The organism is Flavobacterium proteolyticum (assembly GCF_015223105.1).
Classification (GTDB): domain Bacteria; phylum Bacteroidota; class Bacteroidia; order Flavobacteriales; family Flavobacteriaceae; genus Flavobacterium; species Flavobacterium proteolyticum.
In genome coordinates this window covers 13167-27785 of record NZ_JADFTZ010000003.1, presented here as the reverse complement: position 1 = coordinate 27785, position 14619 = coordinate 13167, and the positions used below count along the sequence as shown (strand labels likewise).

General features: G+C 31.3%; 14 protein-coding genes. 3 read left to right on the top strand and 11 right to left on the bottom strand.

Translation table 11 applies throughout. The features are described from left to right. Positions 1–38: 38 nt before the first annotated feature. The 8 genes from serB to IM755_RS07655 are packed head-to-tail and all read right to left on the bottom strand — an operon-like array spanning position 39 to position 7772. Entirely contained in the window at positions 39–1262 is a 1224-nt protein-coding gene (gene serB / locus IM755_RS07690) for a phosphoserine phosphatase SerB (protein ID WP_194095438.1), read from the bottom strand. Positions 1263–1283: 21 nt separating this feature from the next. Beyond that, entirely contained in the window at positions 1284–1766 is a 483-nt protein-coding gene (locus IM755_RS07685; protein WP_194095436.1) for an ABC transporter ATPase, read from the bottom strand. Positions 1767–1768: 2 nt separating this feature from the next. After that, a complete protein-coding gene (locus tag IM755_RS07680; protein ID WP_194095433.1) occupies positions 1769–2371 on the bottom strand; it encodes a hypothetical protein in 603 nt (200 codons plus the stop codon). Positions 2372–2384: 13 nt separating this feature from the next. Further along, positions 2385–3176: a (Fe-S)-binding protein gene (locus tag IM755_RS07675; protein ID WP_194095431.1), complete on the bottom strand. Its 792-nt coding sequence runs from the start codon at positions 3174–3176 to the stop codon at positions 2385–2387. A 32-nt stretch (positions 3177–3208) separates the two neighbouring features. Further along, positions 3209–4531 (bottom strand): (Fe-S)-binding protein, encoded by a 1323-nt coding sequence (locus tag IM755_RS07670; RefSeq protein WP_194095429.1) that lies wholly within the window; start codon positions 4529–4531, stop codon positions 3209–3211. 10 nt (positions 4532–4541) lie between these two features. Next, entirely contained in the window at positions 4542–5495 is a 954-nt protein-coding gene (locus tag IM755_RS07665; RefSeq protein ID WP_194095427.1) for an MlaD family protein, read from the bottom strand. A gap of 35 nt (positions 5496–5530) precedes the next feature. Beyond that, complete coding sequence (locus IM755_RS07660) at positions 5531–6655, bottom strand: N-acetylmuramoyl-L-alanine amidase (RefSeq protein WP_194095424.1); 1125 nt, start codon at positions 6653–6655, stop codon at positions 5531–5533. 13 nt (positions 6656–6668) lie between these two features. Continuing rightward, positions 6669–7772, bottom strand: a complete 1104-nt coding sequence (locus IM755_RS07655; RefSeq protein WP_194095422.1) for an N-acetylmuramoyl-L-alanine amidase family protein — start codon at positions 7770–7772, stop codon at positions 6669–6671. A 122-nt stretch (positions 7773–7894) separates the two neighbouring features. On the opposite strand from IM755_RS07655, the gene IM755_RS07650 reads away from it, so the two are divergent. From IM755_RS07650 to IM755_RS07640, 3 genes are all read left to right on the top strand, one after another. Further along, positions 7895–10534: a putative LPS assembly protein LptD gene (locus IM755_RS07650; protein WP_394368305.1), complete on the top strand. Its 2640-nt coding sequence runs from the start codon at positions 7895–7897 to the stop codon at positions 10532–10534. An 11-nt stretch (positions 10535–10545) separates the two neighbouring features. Continuing rightward, positions 10546–10926 (top strand): RidA family protein, encoded by a 381-nt coding sequence (locus IM755_RS07645; protein ID WP_194095418.1) that lies wholly within the window; start codon positions 10546–10548, stop codon positions 10924–10926. Between the two features lie 185 nt (positions 10927–11111). After that, positions 11112–12113 (top strand): DUF4062 domain-containing protein, encoded by a 1002-nt coding sequence (locus IM755_RS07640; RefSeq protein ID WP_194095416.1) that lies wholly within the window; start codon positions 11112–11114, stop codon positions 12111–12113. Between the two features lie 95 nt (positions 12114–12208). Here IM755_RS07640 and IM755_RS07635 read toward each other — a convergent pair whose 3' ends face one another. From IM755_RS07635 to gap, 3 genes are all read right to left on the bottom strand, one after another. Further along, positions 12209–12580 (bottom strand): methylglyoxal synthase, encoded by a 372-nt coding sequence (locus IM755_RS07635; RefSeq protein WP_026725788.1) that lies wholly within the window; start codon positions 12578–12580, stop codon positions 12209–12211. 88 nt (positions 12581–12668) lie between these two features. After that, on the bottom strand, positions 12669–13520 hold the full coding sequence (locus IM755_RS07630; protein ID WP_194095414.1) for an N-acetylglucosamine kinase: 852 nt from the start codon (positions 13518–13520) through the stop codon (positions 12669–12671). A 74-nt stretch (positions 13521–13594) separates the two neighbouring features. Continuing rightward, complete coding sequence (gap, locus tag IM755_RS07625; protein WP_194095412.1) at positions 13595–14605, bottom strand: type I glyceraldehyde-3-phosphate dehydrogenase; 1011 nt, start codon at positions 14603–14605, stop codon at positions 13595–13597. Between the last annotated feature and the right edge of the window lie 14 nt (positions 14606–14619).

The following is a 14619-nucleotide window of genomic DNA, read 5'->3' as shown; positions in this document are numbered from 1 at the left end:
TAACGAAAGATTCTCAACTTTTTAAGTAAGATTAAAAATTAATCCATCAAATCGATATGACGATCGTGATAACCTAATAAATATAAAACTCCATCTAAACCAATGCTTGAAATAGAACTTTGCGCGTTGTCTTTTACTTTTGGCTTTGCATGAAAAGCAATTCCTAAACCAGCAAGATTTAACATTGGTAAATCATTAGCGCCATCACCAACAGCAATGGTTTGGTTAATGTGAATTCCTTCTTTGTGTGCGATTTCTTTTAGATATTCGGCTTTTTTGTTACCATCTACAATTTCGCCAAGATATCCACCAGTAAGAACTCCGTCTTTGATTTCCAATTCGTTAGCATAAACGTAATCTATTCCTAATTCTTTTTGAAGATATTTTCCAAAATAAGTAAATCCACCTGATAAAATTGCCGTTTTGAAACCGTATGATTTTAAAGTATCAATTAATCTTCTTGCACCTTTTGTGATGGGTAAATTAATAGCGACTTCTTCCAGAACATCTTCACTTAAACCTTTTAAAAGAAGCATTCTTTGCTTGAAGCTTTCTTGAAAATCAATTTCGCCTTGCATGGCCGATTCTGTGATAGCTTTTACTTGCTCGCCAACGCCTGCGAGTTCAGCTAATTCATCAATTACTTCGGTTTGGATTAAAGTGGAATCCATATCAAAGCAAACTAAACGTCGGTTTCGTCTAAAAATATTGTCTTCTTGAAAGGCGATATCTAAATTTAATTCAGATGAAATTGCCATAAATTTTTCGGTAAATTCAGACTTGTCTTTAATTGCACCACGAATAGATAATTGAATGGAAGATCTTGGATAATCATCTTCTTTAATTAAAGAAACTCTACCCGTTAAACGCTTTATAGCATCAATATTTAAATTCTTTTCAGAAATAACTTGAGTTACGCGAGAAATTTGTTCGGCTGTTAATTTTTCTCCTAAAAGCGTTACAATATAACGGTCTTTTCCTTGAAGATTGACCCAATTTTCGTACTCATCAAGAGGAATTGGTTTGAATTTGGCTTTAATTCCTAATTCATAGGATTTGAATAAGATATCTTTTAAAACAGCAGCCGATTTTTTACCTGATTTAATTTGGAACAAAATACCTAATGAAAGTGTATCGTGTATATTAGCCTGACCAATATCTAGAATATTTGCTCCATATTCCGCTAAAACAGCTGTTAATGAAGATGTAAGTCCAGGTTTGTCATGGCCTGAAATGCTAAGTAAAAATATATCGCTATCCATGGGATATTTTAAATAATGAATCTAAAAAAATCTATTATGCCAACTTTCACTTGCAGGAACTTCCCAGAAATCTTGCCATTCACCAACAGTATTTAACAAATTATTGAATACAATTGTATTTTCTGAAACCGCCTTCTCTTTAGCCATTTTTTTAAACTCAATAAGCGGTTTAAAAGCAACATGATCGCCTACTTTAAAAGTAACGTTCATTTTGTCTAATAAATCTACATTATATTTTTGTTCTAAATTTTGGATAAATTGTACCGAAGCATCAATAGAACAACCAGTAGCAGCTTGTACTTCCTGATTTACAGCAATAATAATAAAACGATTATATCTTGTTACAAAAGAAGCTTCAAGATGTTGACCATGAGCAGTCCAATTCTCTAAAAAGGAAGTCAAGTCTTTTTCAATTTCTTGAATTTCTTCATCAGAAAATTTTCTGTTGGATTGATATATCCAAATTTTTGATTCTTCTGGTAAGGTATCAAATGGTACAAACATGATTATTTTTTTGTGATATCAGTAACAATTTTATAAGACACAAATTTACCTAATTTAGCATCAAATAATTCCATTTCATAATATGTAACTTCAACAGCATCGGATGTTTTTAACACTTTATCTGTTAATAAAAAAGCATTATCAAAACTACTTAGTAAAATGAATTGATTGTTTTTACCTGATTCTTCTTTAACAATAAAAGTTAGAAACTGCTCTGATTTAATTTCAGCAATTTTTCCAGAAAGCATTAAATCTTCTGAATCAACTTCAACAACATCATTAGCCTCGTCCTCTAACATGAATTTGAAAACTGTTGGACATTTCATACCCATTTTTTTTCCAATTTCATATCCTAACTCTTCCATTTTTTTATCGTTAGAAATTACGTCTTTACCATAATGTTTTTCAACGTCTTTTTCGTAAGCATTGATACCTTCTAATAGACAAATTCCAATAGTTAATTCAAAATTATCTTTAGTAATCTCTTGCTTTTCAGCACAACCACAAGCTTTTTCAGCTAATTTTTCAGATAATTGATCTTTAGTTAGTTTTTGAGCAAATGCAACATTTCCTACAAGGACAAGTAATAATAAGATTTTTTTCATGTTCAGTTTTAAATTATAAATTTTGTGCGTTTGCTATTATTTCTGCAATATCTAACACTTTAACTTCATTTTCTTTGTGTGCAAATTTTACACCATCAGTCATCATTGTATTACAATAAGGACATCCCGTAGCAATAATATTTGGAGTAGTTTCAAGAGCATCTTGTGTTCTTAAAACATTAATATCCATATTCCCTTTTTCAGGTTCTTTAAACATTTGAGCACCACCTGCTCCACAACATAGAGCATTATTTTTACTTCGTTTCATCTCTACAATTTGTGCATTTGTTTGAGATAATATTTCTCTTGGCGCTTGATATTCATTATTTGCTCTACCTAAATAGCAAGGATCATGAAACGTTATGCGACTACCTTTATACGTATCTTTATTAAAATCGATGCGTCCTTCTTTCAAAAGTTGCTGAATAAATTGCGTGTGGTGCAAAACTTCATAATTTCCACCCAAACTAGGATATTCATTTTTTAAACAGTTAAAAGAATGTGGATCACAGGTTACAATTTTCTTTACTTCGTAAGCATTAAGCAATTCAATATTCATTAAAGCTTGCATTTGAAATAAAAACTCATTTCCAGCTCTTTTTGCAACATCACCTGTACAACTTTCTTCAGTTCCTAAAACTGCAAAATTTACATTTGCTTTATTTAAAATTTTAACGAAAGCTCTTGAGATTTTTTTTGCTCTGTCATCGAAACTACCAGCAGAACCTACCCAAAATAAAATTTCAGGTTGTTTTCCTTCGGCCATCATTTGGGCCATTGTTGGTACAATTAAATTTTCTGACATATTATATACTATTTAAGATAGTTAATGTAAAATTATTCGTTTACCCAATTTAAACGATCCATTTGACTGTATTGCCAAGGCGCTCCATTGTTTTCAATATTACTCATCATATTGTTTAGTTCCATTGGAGCCGCACTTTGTTCCATTACTAAATAACGACGCATGTCTATAATAATTGATAATGGACTAATATTAATTGGACATTCTTCCACACATGCATTACAAGTGGTACAAGCCCATAATTCTTCTGGAGTAATGTAATCGTTTAATAATGATTTTCCATCATCAACAAATACACCTTTATTTAAATCGATATTTCTTCCTACTTCCTCTAAACGATCACGAGTATCCATCATAATCTTACGAGGCGATAATTTTTTACCCGTTTGGTTCGCTGGACATGAAGAAGTACAACGACCACATTCTGTACAACTGTAAGCGTTTAATAATTGCACCCAATTTAAATCTTGAACATCAGATGCACCAAACTTAGCTGGAACAGCATCAGGATTGGCTGGTGCTGCAAACGGATCAGCATTTGGATCCATCATTAATTTTACTTCGTTTGTAACGCTTTCTAAATTATTTAATTTCCCTTTCGCATTCAAATCTGCAAAGTACGTATTTGGGAAAGCTAATAAAATGTGTAAATGTTTAGAAAAATATAAATAGTTTAAGAAAACTAAAATTCCAGCAATGTGTAACCACCAAGCAGCTCTTTCAACAAGTACAACTGAACCTTCACTCATTCCGTTGAACATTGGAGCAATAAATTGAGAAATAGGAAAACTTCCAGCTTGATTATAATGACCTATTCCTAAATTTTGCAAATGGAAATCAGCTGCATTCATTACTAAGAATAACGTCATTAAAACTACTTCAAAATATAGAATATAGTTGGCGTCGTTTCTAGGTTTTCCATCTAAATCAGAACTAGCGAAACGACCTAATTTGGTAACATTTCTTCTAACCCAGAATACAATTACAGCTACTAGTACTAAGAAAGCCAAAATTTCGAATGAACCAATTAACACATCATAAAATCCTCCCATGAAAGACAAAACACGATGCGTTCCGAAAAGTCCATCAATAATAATTTCGATTACTTCGATATTGATAATTACGAATCCAACATACACTATAATGTGTAAAAATCCCGCAACAGGACGTTTTACCATTTTAGATTGTCCTAAGGCAACCATCGTCATATTCTTCCAACGTTCAGAAGAATTATCAGTACGATCTATGTCGTGACCTAATTTAATGTTACGAATTAGTTTTTTTACATTAACTGCAAAATAACCTACACCTATTGCTAATAGCAATGCGAAGAAAATATTATCTAAAAATTGCATCGTATAAAATTTACTTTTTTATTGTATCGTTAACTGGAGCTACATAAGGTTTGTTTTTCTTTCCAAAAAGAGAAACATTTACATAACGTGTTGGATTTAAGCGAAGATCTTGTAATAACAACTCTAATTCCTTAGACGTATTAGTAAAATTAGTATACATAGCGTCGTCTTTCATTAACTTGCCCATTGTTCCTTTACCTTTATCGATATCGGCCATGATTTTATCTACACTTGCCAATGTTTTTTCTAAGTTTTTAACGGTTTGACCCAAGTTTGCTTTTGCCAGTGAGTCAGACATTTTAGAAAAATTAGCAGTAGTCTTATCTAAATTAGTCATCGAAGAATTGATTTTCGATTTGTTATCGGAAATCATTTCATTGATGTTTTTTGAAGCAACACTAAATTCAGAAAGTGTTTTGTTCAACTCTGCAATACTACTTTTCAGATTTTGTTTTGTTTTTTCGTCTAATATATCGTTTACATTAGAAAATAAAACATCTGCATTATCTAATAACTTTTGAACTTTGTATTGAAGCGGCTCTAATTGTTGCGCTAAAGCATCTGTTAAACCTAACTTACTACTTGCTGTTAAATAATCGCCTGATTTAATAAAATTTTTATCTTGAAAATTTGGTTTAATAGCAATTTGTCTTCCACCTACTAAACCAGAATCATAAATTTCAGCAACACTAGATTTGGCAATTGGGAAATCTGTAGTAATTTGCATTTCTACTAATAGTTTTCCATCAGGCTGAATAGTGATTGAGTTAACTTTACCAATTGCTAACCCGTTTAAAGTTACCGGAGCAGAATTAACAAGTCCTGCTACATTGTCATACACAACATAAACTCTTGTACTGCTATCAAATAAGTCTTTTCCTTTTAAAAAATTATATCCCCAAATGAATAATAATATTGATACAATAACGAGGACGGCGGTTTTGATTTCTCTTGTTAGTTTCAAAGCTTAATAATTTTTAACAAAAATAAACTTTTATTTTATTTTATTGCATCGGTTACGCTTATTTTTATTCCATCTTTATAAGCTACAATAAAGGCTGTAGAATATCCTTTTTGCTTGGCCTCCTCCAATTTTTGTTTAGCAGTCTCATAATTTTTTTCGGATGCAAAAAAGTATTTATACAAACTTCCTGTAGATTCAACAGAAATTGGACTTAATCCTTTAAAGTTAGAAGGAGTTGTTGCTAATTCTTTAGTACTTGCCGAAATCTGAATTTTAAAAACAATTCCTTTTTCGGTTGCTTTTTCAACTTTTTTTATAACTTCTTCCTTCTTAGGAGTTTCTTTTACAATGATTTCATCTTTTTTATCAATAACTTTTACATCTTCTCTAGTGTCATTATTAGAAGGATTAAAAAATTCGTTTTTATAATCTAAAATAGCACCCGCAATAGCTTCAGCTAATTTATCTTGACCTGCTTCTGAATTTAAAAACTCCCCTTCTTCTTTATTTGAAACGAATCCCATTTCAATCAAAACTCTTGGCATTGTAATTTGTCGTAATACTAAGAATCCTGCTTGTTTTACACCTCTATTTTTGTTGTCGGTTTTCTTAGTGAAAAATTCCTGAACTCTTCCTGCTAGCTCTATACTTTGATCTAAATGTTCTTCTTGAAGTATTGAAATTCCGATTACAGATTCTGGAGAATTAGGGTCGAAACCATCATATTTAATCTTATAATCGGTTTCTAAAGTAACTACTTCATTTTCGTTTTTTGCTACTTCTAAATTGGAAGCATTACGAGTAATCCCCATTACATAGGTTTCATTTCCAGAAGCCGCTTGGTTTTTATTAGCGTTACAATGCATCGAAACAAAAATGCTACCTTTAGACTTATTTGCAATATTTGCTCGCTGTTGTAACTCTATAAACACATCTGATTTACGAGTATATACCACATCAATTTGAGGATCTTTTTCTAAAATAGCACCAACTCGTAACACAGTTTGTAAGGCGATATTTTTTTCAATATTACCATGATACACTGCTCCATAATCTTTTCCACCGTGACCCGCATCTAAAACTACTTTAAACTTTTGGCTTTGACCGAATACTGGAAAAACATACATTGCAATCACTACTAAAACGATTCTCTTTAACATATGCAATTGTTTATTAATTCTTAAATGTTACAATATAAGCAGAAGTATACCCTTTTTTCTTAGCTTCATCTAATTTTTTCTTACAAGCATCATAATCGGTTTCCTCACCATAAAAATACTTGTATAGTTTTTTATCTTTTTCAAAAGTTATACCTTTTAGACCTTTAAAATTAGCTGGTTTAGTTTCCACTTTTTTATTTCCAGCACAAATTTGTACTTTGTAATAGGTTGTATTTGATTTCGAATTATTCTTTTCTTTTGTAACTCTTTCTGAATCTGTACTTGTCTTAGTAGAAGTTGATGCTTTTGGTGCAACAACAGTTTCTATTTCTGTCACTTCTCCTCCACTGAAAAAATCATTTTTATATGCTATGATGGCATTAGAAATAGATTCAGACATCTCTTCCTTTCCTTTTTCTGAACTCAAATATTTTGCTTCATCTGGATGAGAGACAAAACCCAATTCAATAAGAACACCTGGCATTACAGTAGCATCTAAAACCCACAAAGGTTGTTGATGAACTCCTTTATCTTTTCTTTTTAACTCATTTCGAAATTGATTTTGAATTAAAGTTGCTAATTCAATACTCTGCAGCAATGACTCTTCTTGAATGATTTTTAAACCAATTAATGTTTCGGGATTATTAGGATCAAAACCTTTATATTTCGTTTTATAATCTGTTTCCTGAAAAATTACTGCGTTTTCTGTTTTTGCAATTTCCAAATTGGTTCCGGTTCTCGACATTCCCATTACCAAAGTCATTGCTCCAAAAGGATTTCCAGTTTTAACCGAATTACAATGTACAGAAACGAACAAATTAGCCTTTGCTTTATTTGCTATGTTAGCGCGTTCTCTTAACTCTATAAAAACATCTGTTTTTCTAGTGTAAACAACTTCTATTTCTTTATTTTTTTCTAAAATTTTTCCAATTTTTAATACCACATCAAGTGCAACATCTTTCTCTTGCACTCCATTTTTTACAGCTCCTGGATCTTTTCCTCCATGACCGGCATCTAAAACCACTTTAAATTTAGCATTATTTTGACTAAATCCAAAGGTGATAGATAAAAGTAAAACCCATAAAAACAGCTTTTTAGTATTTTTTTTTGATGGCATAAAACAAATGATAGGTATTATAAGTTATAATTTTATTAAAACATTATTTTTGCAAAAAAATATATGTAAGTTTGACACTCCAAAAAGTGAGCCAAATTTTTACAAAAATACTATTAAAAGCATTGCATACAAAGTTATTTCATATCGTTTTTTCAGTAATTTTTCTAACATTAGGAACCACCTCTGTTTTTTCTCAAGAAACTCCTATACCAAATACGATTACTTTATCAAAATCAGACCTTGAAAAAGTAAAAGATTCTACTGTTGTTGATACCACTAAAAAGAGTAAACCATTTTTAGAAGGCGTCGTTAACATGAAAGCGAAAGAATACGAAAAACTTGATCAAAAGAAAAAAACCGTAACCCTACACGATGAAGCCGAAATCTATTATACTGATTTTGAATTAAAAGCTGGTAAAATAGTTTTAGACTATGAAAAAAACCTAGTTTATGCAGGACGATTAAAAGATTCGGCTGGAAATTATATTCAGCGTCCCGTTTTTAAACAAGGTCAAAATATTATTGAACCTGATTCGATTATTTTCCATACCAAATCAAAACGAGCTAAAGTTTGGAACTCAAGAACTACGCAAGGTGAATTATACATAAAAGCCGAGATTTCTAAAAAAGAAAATGATTCCGTATATTTTATGAAGAATGCTCGTATGACAACTTCAAAAAATATTGATGACCCTGAATATTATTTCTTAGTCAGAAAAGTAAAATTTGTTCCAAAGAAAAAAGTAGTAGCTGGATTAACGAATATGGTAATTATGGATGTTCCTACTCCCATAGGCTTACCATTTGCTTATTTTCCAATAACAGAAAAAAGTCTTTCTGGATTTATTATGCCAACACCAGGACAAAATAACAGGCAAGGTTATTTTCTACAAAATGGCGGTTATTATTTTGCTCTAAGTGATCATTATGACCTGGCTGTACTTGGTGATTATTACACGAATGGAAGTTACGGTTTACGGGCAGAGAGTAATTATGCAAAACGTTACAAATTTAACGGACGTGTAAACATTCGATTCGAAAATAATATTGTTAGTGAAAGAGGATTTCCTGATTATGTGAAATCTAGACAATATAATATTCAGTGGTCACATGCACAAGACGCAAAAGCTTCTGCTGATTCTAGATTTTCTGCTTCTGTAAATTTAGGAAGTAGTCAATACTTCAGACAGTCTATCAATATGAATAACGTTGGCTCTAGTTTAAACAACAACTTAAGTTCATCGGTATCTTTTTCTAAAACATTTAGAACTGTACCACAAATAAACATGTCTGTTTCAGCAACGCATTCTCAGAATACAAATACTCAAATTATTAATATGACACTACCTACATTCCAAGCTAGTGTTGATCGTATTTTTCCGTTTGCTCCAAAAGATGGTATTAAAAAAGGAATAATAAAAAATATCAATCTTCAATATAATTTAAGAGGAGAAAATCGAATCCAAACTAATGATTCTCTGTTTTTTACTTCTCAAATGTTTAGAGATGCAAAATCTGGTTTTCAACACTCTATTCCAATAAGTACTAATTTTAAAATATTTAAATATTTCAGTGTTTCTGCAGGAACAACTTATAACGAAGTCTGGGTTATGAACACCATTAAAAAAGGTTTTAACCCAACAGAAAACAAAGTTATCACTCAAGATGTTAATGGATTTGAAGCTTTTAGAACATATAATTTTACTGCTGGTATAGGAACTACTATTTATGGAACTTTTAATTTTGGAGAAGATAAAAAAATTCAAGCTATACGCCATGTAATGCGTCCTAATATCGGTTATGGATATACACCAAATTTCAATCAGTATTTTGAAAAATATGCTTTAGATGCAACAGGTGTAAATTTTGCAGATTATACGAAATTTGAAGGTGGTCTTTTTGGATCTCCATCTAATAATTTTTCAAATCGTATGAATTTTTCATTAAGTAATACATTTGAAGCAAAAGTAAGAGATAAAGAAAGTAAAAAAGGAGAAGCTAAAAAAGTAATGCTTTTAAACAATCTTAATTTCGCAATAGGTTATGATATTGCAGCTGATTCTTTGAAATGGTCAGAAATATCAGTATCTGGAGGAACACAACTTTTAAAACAAAAAATGAATGTGAATTTTGCTGCCATATTAGATGCTTTTGCAATAGACAATACAGGTAGAAGAATTGACAAATTAAATATTGATAATGGTGGTAGTCTATTACGTTTGCCAAGAGCTAACATGACTATTAACTACAATTTTTCAAGTAATGATTTTGACAAAAAAGACAAAGAGTCGAAACAAAACTTACAAAATGGAGGAACAGGAGATGATTTGTTTGGAAGAAGCACCGATTTAAGTGATTCTCGTCAAAGTTTATTCAATGATAAGGATAAAGAAAAAGAAAATAAAAATTTAGAATGGTACAGTTATAAAATACCTTGGGATTTAAGATTGGCGTATTCTGTAACTTACAATAATTCTAACAGACAAAATGAAATTCAATCTCATTCTGTTATGGCTTCAGGAAATTTCGAATTAGCGCCAAGATGGAAAGTAGGTTTCTCGTCGGGTTATGATTTCAAACAAAAAGGAGTAACTTTTACACAACTACGTTTTGAACGTGATTTGGAAAGTTGGAGAATGAGTTTTAACTGGGTACCTTTTGGAACCAATACCTATTGGGGATTCTTCATCGGAATTTCATCTTCAATATTTAGTGATATTAAATACGAAAAACGTCAATTACCAGACCGAGTATTCAGATAATATATAACAACATGAAAAAAATTATTTATACCGACAAAGCGCCTGCTCCTATTGGGCCTTATAACCAAGCCGTTTTAGTTGGCAACACTTTATATACTTCAGGACAAATTGCATTAAACCCATCTACTATGGAGTTGGTTTTAGACGATATTGAAACCGAAACCAAACAAGTAATGGAAAACATGCAAGCCGTTTTAGCTGCAGCCGACATGACATTTGAAAACGTAATTAAAACCACCATTTTCATCATGAATATGGGCGATTTTGCTAGAATTAACGTGGTTTATGGAAGCTATTTTGACGAAGCCACAGCGCCAGCAAGAGAAACGGTACAAGTTGCGTGTTTACCAAAAAACGTAAATATTGAAATCTCAATGATAGCAGTAAAATAGGTTTACTTGACATTATAATATGAAATCCTCGCAATTTTTGTGGGGATTTTTTTATATATTAGCTAAACATAATTTTATATTTTATATTTGAGAATAAACTTAAATAAACAAAATCTACTAAATTTTGAATACTCAAATAATTTTGTTCAATTATAAAATAATTAAGCTTAATTCAATTAAAATTTATGAAAAGATATTCAGTATTTGTTAGTTCAACTTATGAAGATTTGGCTGATGAGAGAAAGGAAGTAATCCAAGCATTATTAGAACTTGATTGTATACCTATAGGCATGGAAATGTTTCCTGCAACTGATGATGAACAATGGAAACTCATTAAAGAACTAATTGAAGATTGCGATTATTATATCTTAATAATAGGTGGCAGATATGGTTCATTAAACAACGATGGTATTAGTTATACTCAGATGGAATATGAATATGCTATGAAAATAGGAGTACCTATAATTTCATTTCTACCAAAATACCCAGACAAAATAATTGCTGGAAAGACAGATAAAGACCCAATAAAAGCCTCAAAATTAGAAGAATTTAAGAAACTGGCTTCTGAAAAAATGGTTAAATTTTGGACTTCACCTGAAGACTTGGGTTCAGTAGTTAGTAGGAGTTTAGTTAAGTTAATTAAAGATAAACCAAGAATTGGTTGGGTAAAAGCAGATAAAATAAGTACAAGTGAAGCAAATATTGAAATTTTAGAATTAAAACAAAAAATACAAGAACTCGAAGAAGAATTAAAGAATAAATTAGAGAATGACGATCTTACAGAATTAGCTCAAGGTGAGGATTTATATAAAGTTGAATACGCTTACAAAGAAAAAGGAAGAGGTAATTGGATTATTGATAAAGTTGATGTGAAATGGAATGTATTATTTTCAAAAACATGCACAATATTAATTGATGAAGCAAAAGAAGAAGATTACAAGTCGAGAATTGATTCTTATATAAATTATATTTTAAAACTAAAAAAACCTAATCACGACGAAGTGAAAGTAATTGCTGATAGTTTCATGTCGATATTAATTCAATTTAAAGCCTTGGGTTTGATTGAAAAAAGTATTAGAAAAAGACTTTTGAAAGATGGAAGTACATATTGGAAATTAACCAATAAAGGTGATCATGAAATAACAAAACTAAGGGCTATTCCTAAAGCAAAAAAAGATGCTAAATAACTTTCATTCTGTTAATTTAAAAAACAATATTTTCAAAAATGAAAATAACAAACATCAATAGTATAGATTTATAACGCATTCCTACAAAATAAAACTTAAACTTCATCCAAACCCAATAACAACAATTGTGCAGTCGCTTCATTCGTAGCCAAAGGTACATTATGAACATCACAAATACGAATAAGCATATTAATATCCGCTTCGTGGGCATGGCTGGAATTTGGGTCTTTGAAAAACAATACCATTTTAGTTTTTCCTTCTGCTACACGTGCTGCAATTTGGGCATCGCCACCTAAAGGTCCTGAAAGCATTTTTTTTACTTTAAAACCGGCTGCTTCTGCCCTTCCGCCTGTGGTTCCGGTAGCAATGATTTTTATTTTTTCTTTCGATAAAATGGTTTTGTTCTTATTTAAAAACTGCACCATATCGGCTTTTTTTCCGTCGTGTGCTATAATGGCTATTTCCATGAGTAACTATTTTCCTTACAAAGATAAAAAGAAAAAATCCCAAATCAATTGCTTCTGATTTGAGATTTCAACTACTTTAAATTTATTTTTATTTATTCAAAATGTGGTATTCAATCAAACCATCGATTGGTCTTCGTAACACATTCCCTATTGTAATTCCGCGTTTTTCTAAAACATTGGTTAATTCGTCTTTCAAATAAAAGGCAATTGAACCAATAAAATGAACAGGAACTTCTTTGCAATTTTCAAATTGTTCAATATAATTTTCAACAAAAGATTCCATTTCTTTTTGAATGAATTTTTGGCAGAATTCAGTGTCTTTATGACGAATTAAAAACTTCGCAAAAGTGGCTAAATACGCATTAGGATTCGGTTCTTTGTATAAATTATGTTTGATATAATCGGCATCCACATTGTATTCTTCTTCAAATTCTTGCGCTAATTCTTTTGGCATTTTATTGAAGTAATAGGCACGAATCAAATGACGTCCAAAACGATTTCCAGAACAATCATCCATTGCGATATAGCCTAACGATTGTACTTTTTGATGCAACACTTTTCCATCAAAATAAGAACAATTTGAACCCGTTCCTAAAATACAAACAATCGCTTTTTCATCTTTTGGAGTAGTAGCATATACCGCAGCATACGTATCTTCATGAACCACAACAGAAGCATTTGAAAAATAATCTTTAAAAACTAAGGTTAAAAAATCTTTCATTCTATCTGTTCCGCAACCTGCTCCGTAGAAGAACAAGTGTGTAGCTTTGTCTTTATTGTGCGAAATATCAAATTTATCGTCTAAACGATTGATAATTTCTTCTTTGTCTAGTACTTCAGGGTTTAATCCTAAAGTTTGTGTAGTGAATAATACTTTTCCGTTTTCATCAATTGCAATCCAATCGGCTTTAGTAGAACCACTGTCAACAAGTAATTTCATTTGGTTGGTGTTAGTTTAGTTTAGGAAGCAAAAAATCCCGCACACAAATGTAACGGGATTTTTTTAAAGAAATATTATTTTAAACCAGCAACATGTACTGATAAATCAATTAATTTGCTTGAATAACCATATTCGTTATCATACCAAGAAACCAATTTGAAGAAAGTTGAGTTTAATCCGATTCCGGCTTTAGCATCTACTACAGAAGTTCTTGAATCGCCCACAAAATCTTGAGAAACTACATCGTCTTCTGTGAATCCTAAAATACCTTTCATTGAAGTTTCAGAAGCATTTTTAAGTACTTTCATGATTTCTTCATAAGTAGTTTCTTTAGCTAATTTAACTGTTAAATCTACTACAGAAACGTCAACTGTTGGTACACGGAAAGACATTCCTGTTAATTTTCCGTTTAATTCTGGAATTACTTTACCAACCGCTTTTGCAGCTCCAGTTGAAGATGGAATAATGTTTACACTAGCAGCACGACCGCCTCTCCAATCTTTTTTAGAAGGTCCGTCTGCTACCATTTGCGTTGCAGTTGAAGCGTGAACGGTTGTCATTAAACCTTCTACAATTCCGAAATTATCGTGAATTACTTTTGCTAATGGAGCCAAACAGTTTGTTGTACAAGATGCATTAGAAACAATGGTATCTGTAGCTTTAGCTTCTGTATGATTTACTCCCATTACAAACATTGGTGCATCTGCTGAAGGAGCAGAAATTACCACTTTTTTTGCACCACCATCAATATGAGCTTGAGCCGTTTCTAAAGTGGTGAAAATTCCAGTACATTCTGCTACAACATCTACATCAACACTTGCATCGTCCCATTTGATTAATTTTGGATCTCTTTCTGCTGTAACACGAATAAATTTATCGTTTACATATAATTTCCCATCTTTAACTTCTACCTTTCCATTAAAACGACCATGAACTGAATCGTATTTTAATAAATAAGCCAAATGATCTACGTCTAATAAATCGTTGATAGCTACTACTTCTACGTTATCTCTGTTGAATGTTTCTCTGAATACAATTCTTCCGATTCTTCCGAATCCGTTAATTCCTAATTTTACTTTTGACATTTTTCTTTTCTTTA

What these genes read in the sequence shown, in the direction of transcription:
- IM755_RS07645 (WP_194095418.1), top strand. Translation starts at nt 10,546, where the DNA reads ATGAAAAAAATTATTTATACCGACAAAGCGCCTGCTCCTATTGGGCCT.
- IM755_RS07670 (WP_194095429.1), bottom strand. Translation starts at nt 4,531, where the DNA reads ATGCAATTTTTAGATAATATTTTCTTCGCATTGCTATTAGCAATAGGT.
- IM755_RS07680 (WP_194095433.1), bottom strand. Translation starts at nt 2,371, where the DNA reads ATGAAAAAAATCTTATTATTACTTGTCCTTGTAGGAAATGTTGCATTT.
- IM755_RS07640 (WP_194095416.1), top strand. Translation starts at nt 11,112, where the DNA reads ATGAAAAGATATTCAGTATTTGTTAGTTCAACTTATGAAGATTTGGCT.
- IM755_RS07630 (WP_194095414.1), bottom strand. Translation starts at nt 13,520, where the DNA reads ATGAAATTACTTGTTGACAGTGGTTCTACTAAAGCCGATTGGATTGCA.
- IM755_RS07660 (WP_194095424.1), bottom strand. Translation starts at nt 6,655, where the DNA reads ATGTTAAAGAGAATCGTTTTAGTAGTGATTGCAATGTATGTTTTTCCA.
- IM755_RS07675 (WP_194095431.1), bottom strand. Translation starts at nt 3,176, where the DNA reads ATGTCAGAAAATTTAATTGTACCAACAATGGCCCAAATGATGGCCGAA.
- IM755_RS07685 (WP_194095436.1), bottom strand. Translation starts at nt 1,766, where the DNA reads ATGTTTGTACCATTTGATACCTTACCAGAAGAATCAAAAATTTGGATA.
- gap (WP_194095412.1), bottom strand. Translation starts at nt 14,605, where the DNA reads ATGTCAAAAGTAAAATTAGGAATTAACGGATTCGGAAGAATCGGAAGA.
- IM755_RS07635 (WP_026725788.1), bottom strand. Translation starts at nt 12,580, where the DNA reads ATGGAAATAGCCATTATAGCACACGACGGAAAAAAAGCCGATATGGTG.
- IM755_RS07655 (WP_194095422.1), bottom strand. Translation starts at nt 7,772, where the DNA reads ATGCCATCAAAAAAAAATACTAAAAAGCTGTTTTTATGGGTTTTACTT.
- serB (WP_194095438.1), bottom strand. Translation starts at nt 1,262, where the DNA reads ATGGATAGCGATATATTTTTACTTAGCATTTCAGGCCATGACAAACCT.